Origin of the sequence: Pseudoalteromonas sp. MelDa3 (assembly GCF_002863625.1) — a bacterium.
Classification (GTDB): Bacteria; Pseudomonadota; Gammaproteobacteria; order Enterobacterales; family Alteromonadaceae; genus Pseudoalteromonas; species Pseudoalteromonas arctica.
This window is the reverse complement of the sequence record NZ_PJBR01000002.1, coordinates 1-24,487: the sequence shown is the minus strand read 5'-3', so window position 1 is coordinate 24,487 and position 24,487 is coordinate 1. Positions and strand designations below refer to the sequence as shown.

Sequence of the window (24,487 nt, the reverse complement as noted above, 5' to 3'; positions counted from 1 at the left end):
CTGAAAATTTAACCTCGAAAGATAAACAGGCCCTAATAAAACTCATAAAAAAAGGCGCCGATATAGGCGCCTTTCATGTTTTACGTTAACTGTTAAATCAGTTTTTTAATAAATGATTTTAATTCATCGGCAAATTCATCGCGACGAAGTGCAAATTCAATCGTTGCTTTTAAGTAACCAATTTTACTTCCACAATCGTGGCTACGGCCTTTTATAGCGTATGCATCTACTTTTTCGTGTTCCATTAACATCGCAATTGCGTCAGTTAATTGAATTTCGTCGCCTGCACCTTGCGGAGTTTTTGCAAGTAACGGCCAGATATTTTCGCTTAATACGTATCGACCCACTACAGCTAAGTTTGATGGAGCTTCATCTACTGGCGGCTTTTCTACCATATTAAGAATTGGTGAGCTTTCACCTTGCTTTAAGTCAACATCACCTAAATCAACCACACCAAACTGGTTAACTTGTGCCATTGGTACTGGTTCTACCATAATTTGGCTGTGCTTGGTTTTCTCAAAATTAGCGATCATTTCTGCTAAGTTATCTTTTTTAAGATCGCTCTCTACATCGTCAATAATTACATCTGGTAAAATAACTACAAACGGTTCGTTACCAATAATAGGCGCTGCACAACTAATAGCATGGCCTAAGCCTTTTGCTTCACCTTGGCGTACGTGAATAATGGTTACGTCTTTAGGGCAAATTGCTTGCACTTCGGCAAGTAGTTGCCGCTTAACACGCTTTTCTAAAGTAGCTTCTAGTTCAAAACTTGTATCGAAGTGATTTTCGATTGAATTTTTACTTGAGTGCGTTACCAACACTATTTCTTTAATTCCTGCAGCAACGGCTTCGTTTACTACATATTGAATTAAAGGACGGTCTACCACTGGCAGCATTTCTTTAGGAATTGCTTTAGTGGCTGGTAACATACGAGTGCCAAGGCCCGCTACTGGGATCACTGCTTTCATTTTATGTTTTCCTTAATCTTTTATTATACTGAAAATGGATATTGAATCGCTTCGTGGCATTGATAGCCTATTACTTCAAAGTCGTCTCGTGTTACCCACGTTTCTATGTCTTCTAATGATTTAATTTTTGGATTAATTTTTAACTGAGGTGATTCAAATGGCTCACGCGTTAACTGCACGTCTCGCATCAGTTCAAGTTGGTTTTCGTAAATATGTGCATTAGCAATTTTATGATACGCCTTACCCGCTTTGTGGCCGGTAATTTGAGCCACTAACGCAAGCAACACAAAACACTGAATCTGATTGAAATTAAGGCCAAGCGGTACATCACAGCTTCGCTGGTATGACGTTAAGTATAGCGTATCGCCAAGTAGTGAAAAAGTGTGCGTATGCATACACGGACGCAAACAACCAAGCTCAAACTCACCTGGATTATAAAACGTGATTATTTCACCACGGTCATCAATGCCATTTTTTAAGTTATTAATAACTTTGGAAAGCTGATCAAGCGTTGAGCCATCTGGACGTTGCCAACCACGGCCTTGTACGCCATAAACACGGCCCATATCGTCCTCACCTTTACGGTTAGGGTTATTGAGCCATGCGTTGTTATCGTTCGCGTTGGCATCCCATGTTTTACAGCCAATCTCACGAAACTGCTCAGCGCTGTCGTAACCACGTAAATATCCTAGTAACTCAGCAATCGCTGCTTTGTAGTAACTTTTTCGCGTCGTGATCATTGGAAACTTATTATTAGCCACATCGTATTCTAAATCGGCATTAATAACGGTTAAACAACGCGTACCTGTACGTTTGTTTTCGACCCACTGACCTTCGTCAACAATACGCTGACATAATTTTAAATATTGTTTCATGCTTTTCTTATTATGCCTTAGCTGTTTTAACGTGTTGTGGTTGCTTATATGCCCAAATTAATAAACCTAAACCACCCACTATCATAGGAAGTGAAAGTATTTGTCCCATTGAAATAAAGTCGGCAAATAAACCGAGTTGTGCATCGGGTTGGCGGAAATATTCAATACAGAATCTAAACACGCCGTAACCTAATAAAAATACACCGGCTACGCTGCCTGCTGGACGTGGTTTTTTAATAAACCATTGCAGGATTAAAAACAGCACTAAGCCTTCAAAAAATGCTTCGTATAACTGCGATGGGTGACGCGCAAGCGGACCGCCCGTTGGAAATACCATTGCCCATGGCACGTCGGTAACTCGGCCCCATAACTCACCGTTTATAAAGTTACCAATACGTCCAGCTAAAAGCCCTACAGGAACCAGTGGTGCAACAAAGTCGCCTACTTGAAGCAGTGACTTTTTACGCGTCCATGAAAAAATTGCGACGGCGGTTATAACGCCAAGTGTTCCACCATGGAACGACATACCGCCCTGATCTATCCTAAATAAATACAGTGGGTTTTCTATAAAATAACTAAACTGGTAAAACAATACGTAGCCAATACGCCCGCCTAGTATTACCCCTAACATGCCGTAAAACAGTAAATCGCTTACTTGGTCTTTAGTCCAACCCGAATTTGGCTTTGACGCTTGACGATTAGCAAACCACATCGCAAATGCAAAACCTATTAAGTACATTAAGCCATACCAACGTACGCTTAGCGGTCCAACAGAAAAAATAATTGGATCAATTTGAGGAAACTCAAGTGCCATAAAAAATAAACCTTTAGCTAAAAACCATTTTAATTGCGATAACTACAAGCAGCACCGCGAAAACTTTCTTAATTGTATTAACAGGTAAATAGTGAGTTGCTTTGGCGCCAATGGGCGCAACAAACCACGAGGTAATAACAATCCCAAATAATGCAGGTAAATAAACAAACCCGGCAAAACCATGCTCTAAATCGGTAACATGCCAGCCTGCGCTGATGTAACCAATAGAGCCAAATAATGCAATAACAATTCCGCACGCTGCCGCGCAGCCAATTGCTTTTTTTATATCAACCGAAAAATAATTAAGCATCGGTACTATTAAAGCTCCGCCGCCAATCCCTATTAAACCTGATAACCCGCCCATTATTGCAGAAACGCCCCCTAAAATAGGACCAGCCGGCAACGGTTTTTCTGACATCGGTTTATTACGCGCGGAGAGCACCATTCTTGCTGCAATAAATACAACACTTATAGCAAACACTGTACGTAATATTTGTTCAGGGATTAAACTTGCTGCAAAGCCACTAATAAGTGCACCTAAAGCCACACCCGACATAACCCACGGGGCGATTGCCCAAGGCACATTATCATTTTTATGATGAGCCAGCGCTGAAGACGTTGAAGTAAATAAAATAGAAGCGAGTGAGGTTGCAATAGCAATTACTAATACATGATCAGCCGACGTTACATTAAATGAGAGTAGCAGAGTGCTTAGTACTGGAACGATAATTAAACCGCCGCCAATGCCTAGTAACCCAGCTAAAAACCCAACAATACAGCCTAGTAGTGCGCAGCTTGCGACTAACAAACCTAAGTCATACATAGTAATCTCAAATACCCTTTTAAGGTTTATATATTAAAGGATTATAAAACTAATAGCATCTGTGTATTGCAATTAATTAGGTGTACAAGCTTATTTGGGGGTGTAAAACAAATCACCTAATTTATGCTCTAGCATAAAGCTTCGCGTTAAACGTAGTACTTGTTTGGCTGTGGATTGCGCTAAACATTCACTTAGTAGTTGTTCCATGTCACTGACATTTAAACGCCTAAGTACCCACTTCACTTTATTAAGCGATGATAAATTCATACTCAGGCGTCTGTAACCCATGGCAATAAGTAAAATAGCTCCTTCAGGATCGCCGCCTAGTTCCCCACACAAACTAAATGGCAGTTCATATTGCTCACATTCGTGCGCCACTTTATTTAGTACTCTTAGTACACCTGGGTGATAAGGGTTAAAAAGTTCGGCTACACGTGCGTTAGCCCTGTCTACTGCTAATAAATACTGTGTTAAATCGTTACTGCCTACTGAGCAAAAATCGACTTTTTTTGACCACTCTGGAAGCATAAATACACTTGAAGGTACTTCCAGCATTATTCCTATGTCGGGTCTTTCTATGGTTTGCTCTGGGTATTTTTCACTTAACTCAAAATAAGCCTGTTCAAATAACGCAAGTGACTCATCAACTTCTTCAGTGCCACTGATCATAGGGAGCATTATTTTTAAATTACCCAAACCAATATTTGCTTTAAGCATCGCTTTTAGTTGATCTAAAAATAACTCTGGATGATCAAGGCTTATACGAATACCACGCCAACCTAAAAATGGGTTTTCTTCGGTAATATTAAAGTAATCAAGTACCTTATCGCCCCCAATATCCAATGTACGCATAACCACAGGATTAGGATGATAGCTAGTTAGTACTTCTCGGTACCAATTTTCTTGCTCTGATTGCGAAGGAAACTGGCCCTTTTGCATAAACCACGCTTCGGTTCGATAAAGCCCCACACCGTCACAAATATGCGCGCTACTTTGCTCGGTATTAAGCTCAAGGCCTGCGTTCAATAATAAGCTAACATGTTCACCGTCAAGCGTAATTGATTCTGAGTCTTGCTCAGCTAAAAAGCGGTTATTTAGTAGGTTATCTTGATGCTGTAACTCTGTGTATTCGTCCATCAGCATTTGTGAAGGCGATATATATAAACGCCCAGCAAATGCATCTAAAATCATCGGTTTGCCATTAAACTGCAATAGAGGTAAATCCTCTATACCCCAAATGGCAGGGATCCCCATCGCACGCGTTAATATAGAAGCATGGCTATTTGCAGAGCCATTTACGCTTACAACGCCTGTTAAGTGACCTTTTGGCACTTCAGCAAGCATGGCGGGTGTTAAGGTATTAGCAATTAAAATAGTGTTGGCCGGATAATTTTTAACAGCGTGCTCGGTATTTACAAGGTGGTGTAATACGCGAAGACCAATGTCTTTAACGTCAACAGCACGCTCTTTTATATAAGGGTCTTGCATGGCATTAAATTGAGATATTAAACGCTCTATTACAATTTTTAGGGCGCTTTTAGCACACCAGCCTTCTTGTAATTGCATTTCAACATTATGCCCTAAACTTTTAGCGTCAAGCAGTTGTTGATACACATCAAATACCGCAAGAGCTTCGTGCGGAATAGAATCGCTTAGCGTCATAGATAGGGTATTAAATTCTTTGCGCGTTGCAGCTACAGCTTGAGTAAATAAACGACGCTGCTCAGTGACGTCACTGTCTTTTAAAAGCTCAATAGATTTAAAATCAAGTTTTGGTAATACAACAAATGCTTGTCCTATACCTATTCCTGGCGCACTCGATACACCTTTTAAAACAGACGTTTGATGAGATGACTCATCTTGGCGTAATATTTCTTTAATTTCAGCATGCGCTAACTGTGAAGCAAGTTGAGCAGAAAGCGTTATTAAAAACGACTCTTCGTCTTGGCTAAATACACGTGCCATTTTTTGTTGGACAACAATAACGCCCAGTACTTTTTTTTGATGAACAACGGGTACAGATAAAAAAGCGTTGTAGCCTTCTTCATTTACTTCGGGGGAGAGCTTAAAACGAGGATGCGATTTAGCAAATGCAATATTAATAGGTTCTTCGCGTTGCGCTACTAGGCCAACTAAACCTTCGGTAAAACCAATTCTAAACTTACCTACCGCATCGGGGTTTAGCCCTTCGGTTGCCATAAGTACAAAATTGTCCTGGCTGTAATCTGCAAAATAAATGGAGCAGCACTGGGTTTTCATGGCATCTTTAACCATTTGCACAAAGCACACTAATGCGCTGTCTAAATTCGCTTGTCGCGATACAGACTCCGCAATAGATCTCAGTGTAGCCAGCATGTCCTGCTCCTTTATTTTATTCTGAATTAACTACCTTTTACTTCGCCAATGATCTTTATGTTGTTCTCTCTTATTAAAAGGCATGGCGAAAGGAGCAAACTCTTTCATTACACGTCGATAAACATCCCGTTTAAACGATACAACCTGTCTTACAGGATACCAATAACTTACCCAGCGCCAATCATCAAATTCAGGATGATGGGTTTTAAGTAAATTTACATCTTCGTCTTTACAGCGTAATTTTAGTAAAAACCATTTTTGTTTTTGCCCAATACACACCGGACTAGAGTCTCGGCGGATTAATCGTTTGGGTAATTTATAGCGTAACCAATGTTTTGAGCTTGCGACTATTTCTACATCTTCTGGTCGCAACCCTACTTCTTCGTGTAATTCACGGTACATGGTTTGTTCTGCAGTTTCGCCATCATCAACACCACCTTGGGGAAATTGCCAAGAGTGTTGACCATAACGTCTGGCCCAAAAAACCTGTCCCTGATTATTGCAAATCACAATTCCGACATTGGCACGAAAACCTTCGGCATCAATCACCTTAGTGCCTCATTTGTAAGTCGATTTTTAATGATTGTTCCACATTAGCCGCAATACGGCAAATACTATTATACCCAACCCGATTAGTAAGCTAAGTTTGAGCTTTTAGTACATTGATAATTTATGGAGAGTGGGTAAATATTTGGAAAATAACTTAACAAGGCTATTGCGGTTCTTGTTTTCCTCTAGTTACTCACAGTTTGTGCATAACTTTTGTAAAACACGCTCATTTTGCAAACAAATCCACAATATTAGATCCAAAAACTTGGCTTCTCCACAGATTCTGTGGATAAACATGTTCATATAGTTGTATTTATCCTTACAACTTTTAAATTGCTTAATCAAAACTGAATGTACAACATTAAAAAAACCAACTGAGTCAGTAACTTAAAGTAAAGCAGCTTAATTTCAATATGTTCAAAATTAACACAAACAACAAGCGAGCAAAAAACACACAACTCTAGTGATATCCACGGCTTAGCCTATTTGCTATCATGGCTATGATATTTATACAACCGAAATTAAGAATACTGATTACGTTGAATTGATACTTATAATCGCAATAAAAAGTAGCTCAATAACAAAAAACTATCATATGCAGTTTCTCCGCATAAGTAATTTCAACGTAGTTAGTGAGTTATTAAACCTCTATAATATTCATATTTTAATAAAATTGGCATGACATGCGACCTACAAAACCACACTCAATTAACGATTTAATGCAACGCGTTAATAATATTGCCGGATTAACTCTAGGGCAGCTTGCTAACAAGTATAATTTTAAAACGCCAGATGATTTACTGCGCGAAAAAGGTTGGACTGGTCAGTTAATTGAATACGTACTAGGTGCTACTGCGGGCTCAAAACCACTTCCGGATTTTGAAGATTTAGGAATTGAGCTAAAAACACTCCCTATTTCCTATAAAGGTAGGCCACTGGAAACTACGTTTGTATCGGTTACACCTTTAATGAACGTTACAGGAATGACGTGGCATACCAGCTCTGTACGTAAAAAACTAAATCATGTTTTATGGCTGCCAATTTTAAGCGAACGTGATATTGCCCCGTTTGATAGAACCATTGGCAGCGGCTTTTTGTGGCAACCCTCACCTGAACAGGACGCTTTATTACAGCGCGACTGGGAAGAGCAAATGGAGCTAATTGCGCTAGGTAGAGTCGACGAAATATCAGGCCATTTAGGCGATGCGATGCAAATACGCCCTAAAGCTGCTCATAGCAAAATAGTGACTGATGCTATTGGTCCAAATGGGCAAATAATTAAAACCCTACCCCGTGGCTTTTACTTAAAAACCAGTTTTACAGGTGATATTTTAAAGCAGCAGTTTCAGCTTTAACTGTGTTATAAAATATTAAAACTTAAGTAACCTTTAATATTATTGCCGCCACCCTCTTTCGCTCTGTGCGCGCGCCAGCAAGCTTAACCCTACAACTTATTCTCATCTCTTTGAAAAAGTATCAGGCATAAAAAATCCCCGCTTATGCGAGGATTTTATCATCTAAAATTAAAAATTAGATTCTATATAAAATAGAATTACTGACCTTTAACTTCTTTAAGACCGTTGTACGGTGCTTTATCACCTAATTGCTCTTCAATACGTAGCAATTGGTTGTACTTTGCAACACGGTCAGAACGGCTCAATGAACCTGTTTTAATTTGACCTGCAGCAGTACCAACAGCTAAATCAGCAATTGTTGAATCTTCAGTTTCACCAGAACGGTGAGAAATAACAACAGTAAAACCAGCGTCTTTAGCCATTTTTATTGCAGCTAAAGTTTCAGTTAAAGAACCGATTTGGTTAAACTTAATTAAGATTGAGTTAGCAATACCGTTGTCGATACCACGTTTTAAAATCTTAGTATTTGTTACAAATAAATCATCACCTACTAATTGGATTTTATCACCCATTAGTTTAGTTTGATGTGCAAATCCATCCCAATCAGACTCATCAAGACCATCTTCAATAGAAACGATTGGGTACTGATTAGTAAGATCTTGTAAGAAGAAGTTAAATTCTTCAGAAGTGAATTTTTTGCCTTCACCCTTAAGGTCGTAGATATTTGCTTCTTTGTCGTAGAACTCAGATGCAGCACAATCCATCGCTAAAGTAATATCTTTACCTAGCTCGTAACCTGCGTTTGCAACAGCGACTTTAATTGCTGCAAGAGCCGCTTCGTTAGATGCAAGGTTAGGTGCAAAACCACCTTCATCGCCAACCGCTGTTGAATGACCATCAGCTTTAAGTACTTTAGCAAGGCTATGGAATACTTCAGCACCCATACGTAGGCCTTCGCGGAAGTTTTTAGCGCCAACAGGTTGGATCATGAATTCTTGAATATCTACAGAGTTATCTGCATGCTCACCACCATTGATGATGTTCATCATTGGAAGTGGCATAGAGTAAACACCTGGTGTGCCGTTTAAGTCAGCGATATGTTCATAAAGCTCAACTTTTTTAGACTGTGCAGCTGCTTTTGCAGTTGCTAGTGATACAGCTAAGATTGCGTTTGCACCTAATTTTTCTTTATTTTCGGTACCGTCTAAATCTAGCATCACTTTATCTACAGCGCTTTGATTTAATGCACTTTGGCCTTTTAAAGCATCAGCAATTTCGTTATTGATATAACCAACTGCTTTTAATACACCTTTACCTAAGTAACGTGATTTATCACCGTCGCGTAACTCTAATGCTTCACGAGTACCGGTAGATGCGCCTGAAGGTGCTGCTGCACGACCCCAAGAGCCATCTGCTAAATGTACGTCTGCTTCAACAGTTGGGTTACCACGCGAGTCCATAATTTCGCGACCGATTACTTTTACGATTTCTGACATCTTGATTCCTCTATATTCCCAAAATGGTGAGTTCAGCTAACTTTACTACGTTTTATATAGCTTAGTCAGCCCTTAAAACAAAAAAGCCGTGCAATATGCACGGCTTTTAAAATTACGAATTCGCTTTTTGGTGGATATGCGCGGCTGCTACAAACCCTTCAAATAACGGATGACCATCACGTGGAGTTGACGTGAATTCCGGGTGGAACTGCGCGGCAATAAACCATGGGTGATCTTTATTTTCGATAATTTCTACCAGTTTTTTATCTTCTGATAAACCAGTAAAGCTTAAGCCTGCTTTTTCAAGTATTTCTACAAAGTTATTATTTACTTCGTAGCGATGACGATGGCGTTCAACTATTTCGTCGCTGCCATATACTTCGCGTACTTTAGAACCTGGTGTTAAATGACATTTTTGTGCGCCTAAACGCATAGTGCCACCTAAATCAGATTTTTCGCTACGTGTTTCAACATTACCTTCAGCATCTAGCCATTCAGTAATTAAGCCAACTACTGGTGCTTCTGAATTTGCATTAAACTCTGTAGAGTTTGCATCCGTTAAACCTGCAACATTACGTGCATATTCAATTAATGCTACTTGCATACCTAAACAAATACCTAGGTATGGTACTTTATTTTCACGTGCGTATTTAGCCGCTAAGATTTTACCCTCAACACCACGTCCGCCAAATCCACCCGGTACTAAAATAGCATCTAAGTGTGAAAGTAATTCAACACCTTTGCTTTCTAAATCTTGTGAATCTACGTATTGAATATTAATTGTTAAACGGTTTTTAAGGCCCGCATGCTTTAATGCTTCGTTAACCGATTTGTACGCATCTGGTAATTCAGTGTATTTACCAACCATACCAATTGTCACTTCACCCGTTGGGTTAGACTCTTGATAAAGTACTTGTTCCCACTCAGCTAAATCTGCTTCTGGTGGATCTAAGTGAAAACGACGACATACGAAGTTATCTAATTCTTGCGTTTTTAATAACGCAGGAATTTTATAAATGCTGTCTACGTCAGGTAATGAAATAACCGCTTTTTCTTCTACGTTTGTGAATAATGAGATTTTTGCACGCTCATTATTAGGTAGTTTACGGTCTGAACGACAAATAAGAATATCTGGCTGAATACCTACTGAGCGTAACTCTTTAACAGAGTGCTGAGTTGGTTTTGTTTTAACTTCACCTGCAGGGCCTAAAAATGGCACTAACGTTAAGTGAATAAATAGCGCGCGTTCGCGGCCAATTTCAGTTCCCATCTGACGAATTGCTTCAATAAACGGTTGTGATTCTATATCACCTACAGTGCCGCCAATTTCTACAATAGCAATATCATAACCTTCAGCACCGTCGTATACACGTTGCTTAATATCGTTAGTGATATGTGGAATAACCTGAATAGTAGCGCCTAGGTATTCACCACGGCGCTCACGACGTAATACGTCTTCATATACACGGCCTTGTGTGAAGTTATTACGACTAGTCATTTTGGTACGAATAAAACGCTCGTAGTGACCTAAATCAAGGTCAGTTTCTGCGCCGTCTTCTGTAACGTAAACTTCACCGTGTTGAATTGGGCTCATTGTGCCTGGGTCAACGTTGATGTAAGGATCCAGCTTTAAAATGGTAACATTTAAACCACGGGCTTCTAAAATAGCGGCCAGTGAAGCTGCGGCAATACCTTTACCCAACGAAGAAACAACTCCGCCAGTAACGAAGATAAATTTTGTACTCATGCGAACCCTAGAATATCAGGAATTAAAAGGAATATAACACCCAAAGAAGAGCCTAAGGGTATATCATCAAGACGGGGCGAAATTGTACCAAAACACTGCTTATCAATCCAGCTAAAATTAGCTAATACGCGCACAAAAAATGTGCACTATTTAACATTAAGCCTATTTTACTTTTTTAATCGCATCCCACGCACTATCCATCTCTTCAAAGGTGGCTGTATCTAAGCTTTTACCTTGCGCATGCAAATAGGCGTTTACCTTTTCAAAACGCGCTGAAAACTTATCATTAGCGCTACGAAGCAGTTGTTCGGGATCTCGTTTAATATGGCGTACAACATTAACAGTGGCAAAAAGTAAGTCGCCGAGCTCTTCCGCTGTATGATCAGATAACGGGTCTTGCTCAATCGCTTCTTTTACTTCAAGCACTTCTTCGCTCACTTTATCAAGTGCACCATGATACGTTGGCCAATCGAAACCAAGTGCGGCAACCCGTTGTTGAATTTTTTTGGCTTTACTTAAACTTGGCATATTGGCAGGAATATCTTGCCAAAAAGAAGGTGATTCTGTTTGCGCTCTAGCACTGCGTTCTTGTGCTTTGATTGCTTGCCACTGTTGCGATAGCTGCTCGTCTGTTAGCTCTTTTTTATCGCCAAATACATGCGGGTGGCGACGTGTAAGCTTATCGTTTAATTGCTCCACTAGATCATTAAAATCAAATAGATTTTGCTCTTGTGCAAGCTGCGCATAAAAAATAATTTGAAATAACAAATCACCCAATTCACCTTTAAGCTCACCTAAGTTGCCTGACTCAATACAGTCGGCAACTTCGTATGCTTCTTCTAGTGTATGCGGCACAATAGATTTAAAATCTTGTTTAAGATCCCACGGGCAACCATCCTTGGGATCTCGCAGTGTTTTCATTATGCTAAGAAGCTGTGTAAGCGCTGCATTATCATTCATGATTAATGACCACGCTTGGCATCGTGTACACCTTCAATTTGGTGTAACTTAGAAAGAACACGATTAGTACCCGATAAGTCATGTACTTCTATTTGCATCGTAAATATAGCTAACTGATTATCTTCAACCGTATTTACGTTCATGTTTAAAACATTTACTTTTTCGTTAGCAAGTACTGAGCTTATATCGCGTATTAGCCCTGAACGATCGGTTGCTTCTATTTTAATACTTAGTGCGTACGAGCCGTTGATATCATCAGACCAACTTACCGAAATAACACGCTCTGGATGCTGATTTTTTAAGTTATTAAACGAATCACAGTCTTCCTTATGAACACCTATTCCTCGACCTTGCGTTATATAACCTATTATCTCATCGCCAGGGACAGGACGACAGCATTTGGCTACATGGCTCATTAAGCTACCAACGCCATCAACCACTATGCCGTTTTTGTCACCGGTTACTTTGCTAGGCGCTTTAATACGAATAACCGGTTCATCTTCTGTCCGATCACTTACAAAGTTAAGCATTTGATTGAGGCGTACATCGCCCGCACCAATTGCAACCATTAAGTCATCAAGTTCTTTAAAGTTAAAACGCTTGATGGCTGGCTCTAAATCTTTGTATGTTAAATTAAGCTTTTGTAATTCACTGTCGAGAATTTCTTTCCCCGCACTTAAGTTTTTGTCGCGGTCGAGCTGTTTAAACCAGTGATGAATTTTGGCTCTAGCGCGCGATGACTTAATGTACCCTAATGACGGGTTTAACCAATCACGACTTGGATTTGGTTGTTTTTGGGTCAGTATTTCTACCTGATCCCCAGTTGTAAGTTGATGCGTGAACGGCACTATTTTGCCGAATATTTTTGCACCAATACAACGATGCCCCACATTTGAGTGAATGTAGTAAGCAAAATCAAGCGGTGTAGCGCCAAGTGGTAAATCAATAATATCGCCGCTTGGGGTAAATATGTATACGCGGTCTTCTACTACTTGGTTTTTAAGCTCTTCTGCTAAATCGCCACCATCAACCACTTCTTCTTGCCATTGAAGTAACTTACGCAACCAGCTAATTTTTTGCTCATAACCCGAGCCGCGTCCCGGTAATGCACCTTCTTTGTACATCCAGTGTGCAGCCACACCCAACTCAGCATCTTGATGCATATCGCTGGTACGAATTTGTATTTCTACTGTTTTACCTTCAGGCCCAAATACCACGGTATGGATTGACTGATAGCCGTTTTGTTTTGGGGTTGCTACATAGTCGTCAAACTCTTTATTAAGATGACGCCAATTGGTGTGCACAATACCCAGCGCTCCATAACAATCTTGTAGGCGTTCAACAACGATACGCATTGCACGAATATCAAAAAGCTGATCAAACTCGTAGTTTTTTTGCTGCATTTTTTTATAAATGCTGTAAATGTGCTTGGGGCGGCCATAAACTTGGGCCTCTATGCCCGCTTCACTTAAACGGTTTTTTACTTGCTCAACCATATCTTCCATATAGGCTTCGCGCGTAAGACGTTTGTCGTCAAGTTGTTTGGCTATGCTTTTATAGGTGCCTGGGTGCAAATATCTAAACGATAAATCTTCCAGTTCCCACTTTAATTGCCCTATTCCTAATCTGTTTGCCAATGGTGCAAAAATATCAGCCGTTTCTTTAGCGGCAATGACGCGGTCTTCTTCATCCGCATTTTTTACATTACGTAAATGACATACCTGCTCGGCAAGCTTAATGACCACGGCGCGCACATCTTCAACCATGGTTAATAACATTTTTCGAATATTATCAACTTGCATAGTTCCTTTACCTTGATGCGATAAAGTACTAATAGTGGCCATTTGTGCAACCCCAGTTAACAGCATGGCTATATTACTACCAAGCTGCTCTTCTATGGTTTCTAATGATATTAAATCGTTTAAAAAATACGGGGTTAAATACGCAGTAGCTAACGATTCGGGGTCGAGATTTAGCTCAGCTAAAATTTCAACCATTTCGATTGCAGTAGTTTGCCTGCTTTCATTATCACATTTTACGCAGAGCGCTTGCGCTTTAGTAAGTAGCTCTGTTTTTTCTTCAGACAAGGCAAGAAATAAAAGCCGAGTGCTAAAATCTGTTGTCTCATCTTGTTGATGTGATTGTCGTGTAGCTACCATAATGCGTTCTACCTCCGTTGAAATAACGCCATAGTTTCAATATGCCCTGTATGAGGGAACATATTCATTAGCCCAATTTTATTAAGATCAAAGCCAGCTTGTGAAATAATTGCGCTGTCACGGGCTAAAGTAACAGGGTCACAAGAGACATATAAAATAGTTTTAAACTGCTTTAAAGATAATTGCTCTAATACAGCCATTGCACCAGTCCTAGATGGATCGAGTACAAGCACATCTAAGTTTTTACTAAACCATGGGGCGCTCTGTATGCTTTGCGTTAAATCAAAGCAATGAAACTGCGCATTGGTAATAGAGTTAGTTTGCGCATTTTGAGCAGCCATTGCAACCGCTGAAGTCACACCTTCTACGCCAATTACAGATTTTGCTTGTTTTGCCAACACTAATGAGAAATTACCAATGCCACAAAATAAATCCAATAAATTTTCATCACCTTTTAAATCAAGCCAATTTGCGGCTTGCTTTAACATAGCTTCGTTAACTTGCGCATTTACCTGAATAAAATTACCTAAACCAAATTCAAATTTTAGATCAAACTCTTTAAGATAATAAAACGGCATGGCTAAGTGTGAATGCTCAATTACATCGCTCTCGCTTTGCCATACAACTTCAAACTGTTGGCTTTTTGTTATGTGCTCAACCAAAGCCTTTGTATCATCGTTAATTGCTTTAGTGTGACGAATAACAACAAAGTTTTTCTCATCACTTTGGCATAACTGTAAATGGCTTATACTGTGCAGCGCTTTGTGTTGATTAATTAAACCATCAAAAAGTGTAAAAACATCTGCAAATACTTCATCAAGTACTGCACATTTATTAATACTGACAATATTTTTTGAACCACTGGCTCTGTAACCAACACGCATTTTTTTTGCTGCTTTATCAAACATAACGGCTATGCGAGCGCTGCGCCTGTAATGCACAGACTTACTTAATAATGGAGCTTGCCAGTTTAAGCTGTTTAATTTAGCAAACTTACTAAATAGCTGAGTAACTGCAGTTTGTTTTTCTACAACTTGTTGGCTTACTTCTAAATGCTGTAATTGGCAGCCACCACACTGATTATAGTGCTCACAAAAAGCGTCTACTCTTGATTCACTCGCTTTAATAACTTTAATTACTTTTGCACTGCTGTATTTAGCTTTATCTTCGACGAGCATTGCTTTAACTGTTTCATTTGGTAATGCACCGCTTACAAAACATACTTTATTATTATGCTTCGCAATGCCACGCCCTTGATGATCCATTCCCGTTATATTTAATTCTAATGTTTGTTGCTTAAGCGGTTTTTTTTTCGCTTTAAAAATTTGCGCCATTAGGCATTACCTTCAGTTTATTTATGAAGCACCTATATTTAGATGCTTTAGAATGCGTGTTGAACCGTATATACTCAAATCATACTAATAACGATAAAACGCTCCCATTATGACCAAATTAGGCTTACGCGATTCTGTTTTAACACTGACCCTGATCCCAACGGTGATCATAGGATTACTACTTGGTGGCTATTTTACAATAAATCGTTACATTGAGCTTGATGAAATTTTATATCAGCAAGGTACTACTATTTCTGAGCCCCTTGCTATTGCGCTTGAGCAACCCATGCTCGAAAAAAACAAACAGCTATTGAATCGCCTTATAAGCTACACACATAACAAGCACTCCCCTACAATTAAGTCGATTGCAATTTTTGATAAAAATAATACGCTATTAATGACGAGTAATTATCACCGCTCATTTGAAAAGTTAATTAATCAAAAGACGCTCATAAATTTAAAAACGACCCACGTGCAAAAGTCAGATGAGCTTGTTACATTCTTCACGCCCATTATTAACCATACAAATCACGACTCTAAATGGGATCCATCTGCTTTTCAGTCATCTCTGGGCACCGTTATTATACAGCTAAACAAAGACCAAGCGGTTATAGGGCAGCAACGTGCTTTATTAATTAGCGGTATTGTAATTATTTTATCATTGGTATTTGCAGCAATTTTAGCTTTAAGGTTAAGCCGCATGTTTATGACGCCGCTTAATAAGTTAGTACTTGCAACCGACAAGTTAGTCGAAGGTAAAAGAAGTACTGGCCTTAACGACAACATGATAGGTGAATTTGAGCTATTGCGAGAAGGCTTAAATACCATTGCTCACACTATGGTGATGCAAAAAGATGAAATGCAAAAAAATATTGACCAAGCAACTAGCGACTACCGCGAAACACTAGAGCAATACGAAACTTCAAATATAGAGCTCTCATTTGCAAAAAAAGAAGCTCAAGATGCTAACCGTGTAAAATCAGACTTTTTAGCTAAAATGAGTCACGAACTTCGTACTCCGTTAAATGGTGTTATTGGATTTACACGCCAGCTTTATAAAACACCGCTGAATAAACATCAAAAAGATTATCTCGATACTATTATGCTATCAGCAAATAGTTTAATGACTATTATTAGCGACATTCTAGACTTCTCCAAACTAGAAGCGGGTGCAATGGAACTTGAGTCGATTCAGTTTCAACTTCGTGATGCTGTAAATGAAGTGATGACACTACTCGCTCCTAGCGCACACGATAAGCAATTAGAGCTATCCATTTACATTAACCAACAAGTACCAGATGACTTAACGGGCGATCCCACTCGCTTTAAACAAGTGCTGATAAACCTATTAAGTAATGCGATTAAGTTTACTGAAAAAGGCTCCATTAAGGTCGACATAAGCCATCGGTTACTCGACGACGAACGTACTTCTTTACTTGTGTCAGTAACAGATACTGGCGTGGGTATACCTGTGGATAAGCAAGACTCTTTATTTACGCCATTTGGGCAAGCAGACTCAAGCATTACACGTAAGTTTGGTGGTACAGGCCTTGGCCTCATTATTACCAAGCATATTGTTGAAGCGATGAATGGCCGCATAACATTAAACTCTGCACCAGGTAACGGTACCTGTTTTACATTCAATAGTGTGTTTAGTTTGCCCAATCATGTATTTACTAACGACTTACCGACTAAATCGCTCATTGGTAAGCGTATTTTGTATTTAGAGCCACACGAGCATACACATCACGCTGTACTTTCGTTATTGACTCAGTGGGAATCAAGCATAACGGCATGTTTTAACGAGACTAGCTTTTTAGACGCTATAAAAAATACTGAACATAAATATGATGTTTGCTTAATTGGCCATATGGCATCAGTTGATGATATGCAGCAACTAAAAAGCTATGTGAAAGCCGTGCGTGAATCTACTGATTACTTATATTTAATGCTTAATACTGTATCGCACAATATGCGAGAAGCCTTTATAGGCAGCGGTGCTGATGCGTGTTTAAGTAAACCACTTAATCACCGTAAGTTGTGTGAGGTACTTGCCGCACCTTACAGGCTTGACCACCCTACTCATAATATTGAACAAAACGATCAAGCTTTGCTGCCGTTAAAAGTATTAGTTGTTGATGATAACGATGCCAACTTAAAACTTCTCCATACTTTATTAAGTGAACAGATTGAAGTAATAGAAACGGCACATAATGGTTCACAAGCATACAGCTTAAGTAAAAGTCATAAATACGACATAATTTTTATGGATATTCAGATGCCAATTATGGACGGTATAACCGCATGCAAGCTTATACAAGAATCATCACTTAATGAAGATACACCCATTATCGCTGTAACGGCACACGCCCTTCAAAGCGAAAAAGAGCAACTACTAAAAGATGGCTTTAAAGGCTATTTAACTAAGCCTATTGATGAAGATATGCTTAAACAAATTATTAGCGATCATAGTCCACAGACCCCGGTTAATCGCGATAAAGCTAAAACAGATACACCACAAAGTCCTGCACCATTTCAAAGTAGTCGAATTGATTGGGCACAAGCCCTGCAGCGTGCTGGCGGAAAGAGCGAGTTAGCGCTAGAGATGCTTAATATGCTACTTCTAAGCGTCCCTGAAACTCTTACATTGCTTGCTAAAGCGATAGAGAGTAATGATTATCAGCAAGTCTTAAGTATTGTCCACAAGTTTCATGGCGCATGTTGCTACACTGGTGTGCCTAAACTTAAATCACTCGCAGAAACAATTGAAACATCACTTAAAAATAAATGCTTGTTAGAGAATATTGAACCTGAATTATTTGAGTTACAGGACGAGCTTGAAAACTTACTTGCTGATGCAAGCGTAACTGAGCTACAAAGATAAGCTTTGAATTTTAGATACAAAAAAACGCGGCATTAACCGCGTTTTTTTAATTAAGCTTTTTAAATACTTATGTAGATTCGTATTACATTCTTGCTTCAATCATTAATCGTTTCATATCGCGTACGGCTTTATCGAGTCCATCTATCGCTGCACGAGCAATAATAGCGTGGCCAATATTTAGCTCATAAATCTCAGGCATCGCGGCAATGGGTTTAACGTTATGGTAATGAAGACCATGGCCAGCGTTAACAATCAAACCTAAGCTTGCTGCGTATTTAACACCTTCACGAATATGCTCTAACTCTTTGTGTAAATCAGTATCATTTGTTGCATCAGCATACGCGCCTGTGTGTATTTCTACATAAGGAGCACCACATTCTTTGGCTGCATCTAGTTGGGCTTTATCTGCATCAATAAATAGCGATACTTTAATACCCGCGTCGGTAAGCGTTTTTGTTGCGGCTTTAATTTTATCTATATTACCCGCTACATCTAAGCCGCCCTCGGTGGTTAACTCTTCGCGCTTTTCAGGTACTAAACACACGTACTCGGGTTTTACTTCAAGCGCTATTTTTATCATTTCATCGGTAACAGCGGTTTCAAGATTCATACGAGTTTGGATAGTTTTAGCCATCACATAAACGTCGCGATCTTGAATATGGCGTCTGTCTTCACGTAAGTGAATCGTAATACCGTCTGCGCCTGCATGCTCTGCTACACTGGCTGCATGGGCTGGATCTGGGTAACTTGTTCCACGCGCTTGACGAAGTGTTGCAATATGATCTACGTTTACACCCAAAAGAATATCTTTCATTTTCTTACCTGTAAAATTACGTTTATTGAGAGGCCATAAATAGCTCACGGCTTTTTAATGGTTTACTACCTAATAAGGGTTTTAATAAATAGCGACTTAATTGCTTTGCCATATATAGCACATCACTTTGGCTAAAGTCATGATTTGCTATGGCGTTGAGTTGTTTGCCACTAAATCCAGAACGCGTATCTTCTTGTATTAAAAAACCAAGTTCGGGGAAATAACTATACGTCTGCTTTTCATCTATTGGTTCACCACTGGCATCAAAACTAAAATCCACGCCATAACCGAGTAATTCCAATAATTGAAATTCGTACGAGCGAAGCACTTCTTGTAAATTGGCTCCGCTGTTTAGGTTTCCTAGGTGAGATTTATATAGCTCAAATACTTGTTCAATTGGCTCATTAACAGGAACGATGCGATTAGTTAGCTCATTCAAATAAAAACCACAATAAAGCTCATCACCTTTTAAAAAGTGCGGGTTACCATGCAGTTCAAACTTATTGATATATTTTAAATCGTACTTGCCACTGTAATTAACAAGGAGTGCCTGGAATGGCTGAAGTTGTGCTTTATGTTTAGTGGCCTGGCGACCACTAATTCGGGCCAGCATTCTTAACTGGCCAACGCCTTCTACAAGCATATCTAACATTACTTGGGAGTCACTATAAGGACGCCGATGTAATAAATACGCGGTGTAGAAGTCGCTATCCATTCACTAAGCTACTGCTTGGTTTAGTCTTCACTGTAACCTAAGCTTCTTAGTGCACGTTCATCATCAGCCCAACCCGACTTAACTTTAACCCAAAGCTCTAAAAATACTTTGTTATCAAGCATTTCTTCTATGTCTTTACGGGCTTCACGGCCAATGGTTTTTAGCTTTTCGCCTTTATTACCAATAACCATGCGTTTTTGTGTTTCGCGCTCAACAAGAATTAACCCATTGATGTGCCAAATACCGTTGTCTTGCCATTTAAACTGCTCAATTTCAACAGTCACAGAATACGGTAGTTCTTCACCCATAAAACGCATTAGCTTTTCACGGATAACTTCAGCTGCCATAAAGCGCATCGAACGGTCAGTTACATAATCTTCAGGAAAGTAAAATTCGCAAGGAGGTAAGCGTTTAGTTACTTCTGCTTTGATTAAATCAACGTTTTTACCTTGCGTTGCTGATACTGGCATAATTCCAACAAAATCAAACTTGTCACTTAACCACTTCATATGAGGCAATACAAGATCACGGTCTTTAACTTGGTCAATTTTATTAATAACTAATAATACAGGCTTACCACTTTGCGATACTTTATTAAGTACCATATCGTCATCTGCATTCCAATGAGTGCCTTCAACGACAAAAATAATAAGCTCTACATCGCCGATAGAACTAGACGCTGCTCGATTCATTAGACGGTTAATAGCACGCTTTTCTTCAACGTGTAGACCCGGTGTATCTATGTATACCGCTTGGTGTTTATCTACGGTATGAATACCCATAATACGATGACGTGTAGTTTGTGGTTTACGTGAGGTAATACTCACTTTTTGCTCAATGATTTCATTAAGCAAAGTCGATTTACCTACGTTTGGTCGACCGACAATCGCCACCATTCCACAAAATGTATCTACATCACGTTCATGAGGCTGTATTAAGGTATCAAGGTTCATTTTTAAGTATCTTCAATGCTTTTTCGGCAGCTTTTTGTTCGGCCTTACGGCGCGAGCTACCAACAGAAATTATGCTATCCATTCCATCAACAATACATTCAACCGTGAATGTTTGATTGTGTGCTTGGCCTTGTGTATCAACCACTGTGTAGCCCGGTAACGATAATTTACGGGCTTGTAAATACTCTTGCAGCAGGGTTTTAGGATCTTTCTGGTTAAGCCCTGGTGAAATAGCATCCAAACGTGATTGGTACCACGCCAATATAAGATCGCCACAACTGTCGATACCTGAATCTAAAAATGCAGCGCCTATAATAGCTTCTACTGCATCAGCAAGCGTTGACTCGCGACGAAAACCGCCACTTTTAAGCTCGCCCGGCCCTAAGCGTAAATAATCGCCTAGACCAAATTCAAGACCAAACTCAGCAAGTGTTTGACCACGCACAAGTGTTGAACGCATGCGACTTAAATCGCCTTCACGCGCTTTAGGGAATTTGGCATAAAGTGCATTGGCAATCACAAAGCTTAAAATCGAGTCGCCTAAAAATTCTAGTCGCTCATTATGTTGGCCTTTGTGGCTGCGGTGCGTCATTGCTTGTTCAAGTAAACCTTGATCAGCGAATTCATAGCCAATTTTTTTATATAATTCTGTTACATTTTTTTTCATCGTTACTGAATATTACCTAGGCGTTCAAAGCGAACACCAGTTGGAACCCATCCTGGTAAAATATCATCAGGGCCATTCTCAAATTCAAAACTCATCCATATAAAGACAGCTTTACCCACCAAGTTTTCTTTTGGTACAAAGCCCCAAAAGCGACCATCTTGGCTGTTGTCGCGGTTATCACCCATCATAAAATAATGATCAGCAGGAACAGTCCATTCATCAGAAGGCGTGCCCGGTTGCTGATAGTAACGCCCTTTTCTTTCAGGCGCTTGTGGGTTGATTAATATATCATGCGTAACTGTTGTTAAATTTTCATTCACACGAGCTAGAGGCATTGGGCCTTGTTTAAATTCGTTATCATTAATTAGTTTAAAATCAATTTTATTGAATTCATTACATAAAAGCTCACCCTGTTGGGTTTCGCCTTCTTTACAGTTTGGCTGAATATATAAACGTTTATCACGATAAACAATTTTATCGCCAGGTAAACCAATCGTACGTTTAATATAGTCAACACTTTCATCTAAAGGGTATTTAAAAACAACAATATCACCACGTTCAGGCTCACCGATATCAACTAACTGAGTGCGCCAAACTGGGTCTTTTATTCCATATGAATACTTTTGTACTAAAATAAAGTCACCCACTAACAGTGTAGGCATCATTGAACCAGATGGAATTTGAAACGGTTCAAAAATAAATGATCTAAAAATAGTAATTGCTGCAATCATCGGGAAAATCGACTTTGCTGTTTCTGTTAGTACTGGTTCTGGTGCAATTAATGCCGCAGTTTCTTCATCTAACGGAGCTCCAGCAGACGTTTGCGCTATCGCTAAGCGCTCCTGTCTTTTAGGTGCATACATTAAGTGATCTATTAACCATATTAAGCCTGAGCCTAAGGTTAATAGCACCAATAAAACTGAAAAATAACCAGCCATTTATAATCCTTTGTTTTTATTTACCAACTTTTAAAATAGCTAAAAACGCTTCTTGAGGCACTTCAACATTACCTACTTGCTTCATACGTTTTTTACCATCTTTTTGCTTTTTAAGTAGCTTTTTCTTACGACTCACATCGCCACCGTAACACTTAGCAATTACGTTTTTACGTAACTGTTTTACCGTAGTACGTGCAATAACGTGTTGTCCAATCGCTGCTTGAATCGCAATATCAAACATTTGACGAGGAATAAGCTCTTTTAATGCATCAGCTAACTGACGACCACGAGACTGAGCACCATCGCGGTGAACAATAATCGCAAGTGCGTCAACACGCTCACTATTGATTAAAATATCAACACGCACCATATCCGATGTTTGAAAGTGTTTAAAGTTATAATCAAGCGATGCAAAACCACGGCTTGTTGATTTTAATTTATCAAAAAAGTCCATTACCACTTCAGCCATAGGTAGCTCGTACGTAACAGCTACTTGCTTTCCGTGATAGGTCATTTTTGTTTGGCTACCGCGTTTTTCAATACACAAAGTAATAACATTACCTAAGTATTCTTGTGGTACCAAAATATTAGCTTCAACAATCGGCTCACGAATTTCTAAAATATCGTTTACTGCAGGTAAATCAGACGGGTTATCAATCTGGAATGTACCTTCTTTAGTAACTATCTCATAGATTACCGTAGGTGCCGTTGTAATTAAATCAATATCGTATTCACGCTCTAAACGCTCTTGAATGATTTCCATGTGTAGCATACCTAAAAAGCCACAGCGGAAACCAAAACCTAATGCAGTTGAATTCTCTGGTTCAAAGAATAACGACGCATCGTTTAAGCTTAATTTATTAAGCGCATCACGAAATGATTCATACTCATCAGATGCAATTGGGAACATACCTGCATAAACCTGAGGCTTAATTTTTTGAAAACCAGGTAAACGAAGTGGAGCCGCATTTTTTTGATGAGTTATAGTATCGCCTACTGGCGCACCATGTATCTCTTTGATGCCAGCAATAACAAACCCTACTTCACCTGTTCTTAAAATACCGGTGTTAGTTTGCTTAGGTGTAAACACACCCACTTGGTCGGCAGTATGTATATGCTCATTCGACATTATTTTTATTTTGTCGCCAGTGCGTAATTCACCGTGCTTAATACGCACTAATGATACAACGCCTTGGTATGGGTCAAACCAAGAATCGATAATAAGTGCTTGTAGAGGTCCATCTGTATCGCCTACTGGCGGCGGAACATCTCTAACAATCATTTCAAGAACTTCGGCAATACCTACACCCGTTTTAGCGCTACATTGCACTGCATCAAGGGCATCAATACCAATAATTTCTTCAATTTCTTCTGCAACGCGCAAAGGATCCGCTTGCGGTAAATCGATTTTGTTAAGTACTGGAATTACTTCTAATTCCATTTCAATAGCGGTGTAACAGTTAGCTAATGTTTGTGCTTCAACGCCTTGGCCTGCATCGACAACGAGTAGTGCACCTTCACATGCAGCTAAAGAACGCGATACTTCATATGTAAAATCAACGTGTCCTGGAGTATCAATGAAATTAAGTTGATAAGTTTCGCCATCGTTCGCTTTGTAATTCAACGTTACACTTTGCGCTTTAATGGTAATACCACGTTCGCGCTCAATATCCATTGAATCCAAAACTTGTTTTTGCATTTCACGGTCGGTTAAACCGCCACAAACTTGGATCAAACGATCTGAAAGGGTCGATTTACCATGGTCAATATGGGCGATGATCGAAAAATTACGGATATGCTTCATAAACTGGATTCTATACTTCTATTTTAATGGACTAAATATGAATACCTAAGTGACTTGAAAATACTTGCTGTAGGATGCCATAAGCTCAGTTTGTAAATTACAAACATCACGAATGCTTTTTAATATTGATTAAAACCATTTTATTTATTGAATAACAATAAGTTAAATTTATTTAACTTATTGTTATTCAATAAATAAAATAATTTAAAAAACCACTATTCCCTGTATTTCCAAGTTACTTTGGTATAAAACGGCAATTTTACATTTAATTGGC

Annotated in this window: 19 protein-coding genes; 2 read left to right on the top strand and 17 right to left on the bottom strand. The window is 39.3% G+C overall.

All coding sequences use genetic code 11. From position 1 onward, the window contains the following. Positions 1-92: 92 nt before the first annotated feature. The 6 genes from galU to rppH all read right to left on the bottom strand — a co-directional run bounded on the left by galU (position 93) and on the right by rppH (position 6,387). A complete protein-coding gene (gene galU, locus CXF89_RS00585; protein WP_007583126.1) occupies positions 93-971 on the bottom strand; it encodes a UTP--glucose-1-phosphate uridylyltransferase GalU in 879 nt (292 codons plus the stop codon). A 23-nt stretch (positions 972-994) separates the two neighbouring features. Further along, positions 995-1,846, bottom strand: a complete 852-nt coding sequence (locus CXF89_RS00580) for a thymidylate synthase (protein ID WP_010553222.1) — start codon at positions 1,844-1,846, stop codon at positions 995-997. A gap of 10 nt (positions 1,847-1,856) precedes the next feature. Beyond that, entirely contained in the window at positions 1,857-2,660 is an 804-nt protein-coding gene (gene lgt / locus CXF89_RS00575) for a prolipoprotein diacylglyceryl transferase (protein WP_007583122.1), read from the bottom strand. Positions 2,661-2,673: 13 nt separating this feature from the next. After that, positions 2,674-3,483, bottom strand: coding sequence for a sulfite exporter TauE/SafE family protein (locus CXF89_RS00570; protein ID WP_024589991.1), 810 nt, complete (start codon positions 3,481-3,483; stop codon positions 2,674-2,676). A gap of 90 nt (positions 3,484-3,573) precedes the next feature. Next, positions 3,574-5,838: a phosphoenolpyruvate--protein phosphotransferase gene (gene ptsP, locus CXF89_RS00565; protein WP_007583118.1), complete on the bottom strand. Its 2,265-nt coding sequence runs from the start codon at positions 5,836-5,838 to the stop codon at positions 3,574-3,576. Positions 5,839-5,868: 30 nt separating this feature from the next. Next, a complete protein-coding gene (gene rppH / locus CXF89_RS00560; RefSeq protein WP_002958704.1) occupies positions 5,869-6,387 on the bottom strand; it encodes an RNA pyrophosphohydrolase in 519 nt (172 codons plus the stop codon). Between the two features lie 683 nt (positions 6,388-7,070). Between rppH and mutH the strand changes: the two genes are divergently transcribed. Continuing rightward, positions 7,071-7,742: a DNA mismatch repair endonuclease MutH gene (mutH, locus tag CXF89_RS00555; RefSeq protein WP_024589993.1), complete on the top strand. Its 672-nt coding sequence runs from the start codon at positions 7,071-7,073 to the stop codon at positions 7,740-7,742. Positions 7,743-7,939: 197 nt separating this feature from the next. On the opposite strand, the gene eno is transcribed toward mutH, so the two are convergent. From eno to rlmD, 5 genes are all read right to left on the bottom strand, one after another. Then, positions 7,940-9,238 (bottom strand): phosphopyruvate hydratase, encoded by a 1,299-nt coding sequence (eno, locus tag CXF89_RS00550; RefSeq protein WP_121953496.1) that lies wholly within the window; start codon positions 9,236-9,238, stop codon positions 7,940-7,942. 112 nt (positions 9,239-9,350) lie between these two features. Then, entirely contained in the window at positions 9,351-10,985 is a 1,635-nt protein-coding gene (locus CXF89_RS00545) for a CTP synthase (RefSeq protein ID WP_101217576.1), read from the bottom strand. Between the two features lie 162 nt (positions 10,986-11,147). After that, positions 11,148-11,945 (bottom strand): nucleoside triphosphate pyrophosphohydrolase, encoded by a 798-nt coding sequence (gene mazG, locus CXF89_RS00540; RefSeq protein WP_121953495.1) that lies wholly within the window; start codon positions 11,943-11,945, stop codon positions 11,148-11,150. 2 nt (positions 11,946-11,947) lie between these two features. Then, the gene (gene relA / locus CXF89_RS00535; RefSeq protein ID WP_121953494.1) at positions 11,948-14,104 is read right to left on the bottom strand and encodes a GTP diphosphokinase; all 2,157 of its coding nucleotides are present in this window, start codon (positions 14,102-14,104) and stop codon (positions 11,948-11,950) included. 8 nt (positions 14,105-14,112) lie between these two features. Beyond that, on the bottom strand, positions 14,113-15,438 hold the full coding sequence (gene rlmD, locus CXF89_RS00530; protein WP_121953493.1) for a 23S rRNA (uracil(1939)-C(5))-methyltransferase RlmD: 1,326 nt from the start codon (positions 15,436-15,438) through the stop codon (positions 14,113-14,115). A gap of 109 nt (positions 15,439-15,547) precedes the next feature. Here rlmD and barA point away from each other — a divergent pair, with 109 nt between their 5' ends. Continuing rightward, positions 15,548-18,322: a two-component sensor histidine kinase BarA gene (gene barA, locus CXF89_RS00525; protein ID WP_121953492.1), complete on the top strand. Its 2,775-nt coding sequence runs from the start codon at positions 15,548-15,550 to the stop codon at positions 18,320-18,322. Between the two features lie 82 nt (positions 18,323-18,404). Here barA and pdxJ read toward each other — a convergent pair whose 3' ends face one another. Genes pdxJ through lepA form a run of 6 tightly spaced genes read right to left on the bottom strand, consistent with a single transcriptional unit; the run spans position 18,405 to position 24,213 of the window. Next, positions 18,405-19,136 carry a pyridoxine 5'-phosphate synthase gene (gene pdxJ / locus CXF89_RS00520; RefSeq protein WP_024592969.1) on the bottom strand — a complete coding sequence of 244 codons (732 nt, stop codon included), beginning with the start codon at positions 19,134-19,136 and terminating at the stop codon, positions 18,405-18,407. Positions 19,137-19,158: 22 nt separating this feature from the next. Further along, positions 19,159-19,851: a DNA repair protein RecO gene (recO, locus tag CXF89_RS00515; RefSeq protein WP_024592970.1), complete on the bottom strand. Its 693-nt coding sequence runs from the start codon at positions 19,849-19,851 to the stop codon at positions 19,159-19,161. Positions 19,852-19,871: 20 nt separating this feature from the next. After that, positions 19,872-20,804, bottom strand: coding sequence for a GTPase Era (gene era, locus CXF89_RS00510; RefSeq protein WP_007581730.1), 933 nt, complete (start codon positions 20,802-20,804; stop codon positions 19,872-19,874). Next, entirely contained in the window at positions 20,794-21,471 is a 678-nt protein-coding gene (gene rnc / locus CXF89_RS00505) for a ribonuclease III (protein WP_007581728.1), read from the bottom strand. The genes era and rnc overlap by 11 nt, the downstream gene beginning before the upstream one ends. A gap of 2 nt (positions 21,472-21,473) precedes the next feature. After that, the gene (gene lepB, locus CXF89_RS00500) at positions 21,474-22,409 is read right to left on the bottom strand and encodes a signal peptidase I (protein ID WP_007581726.1); all 936 of its coding nucleotides are present in this window, start codon (positions 22,407-22,409) and stop codon (positions 21,474-21,476) included. Between the two features lie 16 nt (positions 22,410-22,425). Then, entirely contained in the window at positions 22,426-24,213 is a 1,788-nt protein-coding gene (lepA, locus tag CXF89_RS00495; RefSeq protein ID WP_007581724.1) for a translation elongation factor 4, read from the bottom strand. Between the last annotated feature and the right edge of the window lie 274 nt (positions 24,214-24,487).

Bases quoted from the DNA above. Each gene is read 5' to 3' on its own strand.
- galU (WP_007583126.1), bottom strand. From the start codon at position 971: ATGAAAGCAGTGATCCCAGTAGCGGGCCTTGGCACTCGTATGTTACCA.
- CXF89_RS00580 (WP_010553222.1), bottom strand. From the start codon at position 1,846: ATGAAACAATATTTAAAATTATGTCAGCGTATTGTTGACGAAGGTCAG.
- lgt (WP_007583122.1), bottom strand. From the start codon at position 2,660: ATGGCACTTGAGTTTCCTCAAATTGATCCAATTATTTTTTCTGTTGGA.
- CXF89_RS00570 (WP_024589991.1), bottom strand. From the start codon at position 3,483: ATGTATGACTTAGGTTTGTTAGTCGCAAGCTGCGCACTACTAGGCTGT.
- ptsP (WP_007583118.1), bottom strand. From the start codon at position 5,838: ATGCTGGCTACACTGAGATCTATTGCGGAGTCTGTATCGCGACAAGCG.
- mutH (WP_024589993.1), top strand. From the start codon at position 7,071: ATGCGACCTACAAAACCACACTCAATTAACGATTTAATGCAACGCGTT.
- eno (WP_121953496.1), bottom strand. From the start codon at position 9,238: ATGTCAGAAATCGTAAAAGTAATCGGTCGCGAAATTATGGACTCGCGT.
- CXF89_RS00545 (WP_101217576.1), bottom strand. From the start codon at position 10,985: ATGAGTACAAAATTTATCTTCGTTACTGGCGGAGTTGTTTCTTCGTTG.
- mazG (WP_121953495.1), bottom strand. From the start codon at position 11,945: ATGAATGATAATGCAGCGCTTACACAGCTTCTTAGCATAATGAAAACA.
- relA (WP_121953494.1), bottom strand. From the start codon at position 14,104: ATGGTAGCTACACGACAATCACATCAACAAGATGAGACAACAGATTTT.
- rlmD (WP_121953493.1), bottom strand. From the start codon at position 15,438: ATGGCGCAAATTTTTAAAGCGAAAAAAAAACCGCTTAAGCAACAAACA.
- barA (WP_121953492.1), top strand. From the start codon at position 15,548: ATGACCAAATTAGGCTTACGCGATTCTGTTTTAACACTGACCCTGATC.
- pdxJ (WP_024592969.1), bottom strand. From the start codon at position 19,136: ATGAAAGATATTCTTTTGGGTGTAAACGTAGATCATATTGCAACACTT.
- recO (WP_024592970.1), bottom strand. From the start codon at position 19,851: ATGGATAGCGACTTCTACACCGCGTATTTATTACATCGGCGTCCTTAT.
- era (WP_007581730.1), bottom strand. From the start codon at position 20,804: ATGAACCTTGATACCTTAATACAGCCTCATGAACGTGATGTAGATACA.
- rnc (WP_007581728.1), bottom strand. From the start codon at position 21,471: ATGAAAAAAAATGTAACAGAATTATATAAAAAAATTGGCTATGAATTC.
- lepB (WP_007581726.1), bottom strand. From the start codon at position 22,409: ATGGCTGGTTATTTTTCAGTTTTATTGGTGCTATTAACCTTAGGCTCA.
- lepA (WP_007581724.1), bottom strand. From the start codon at position 24,213: ATGAAGCATATCCGTAATTTTTCGATCATCGCCCATATTGACCATGGT.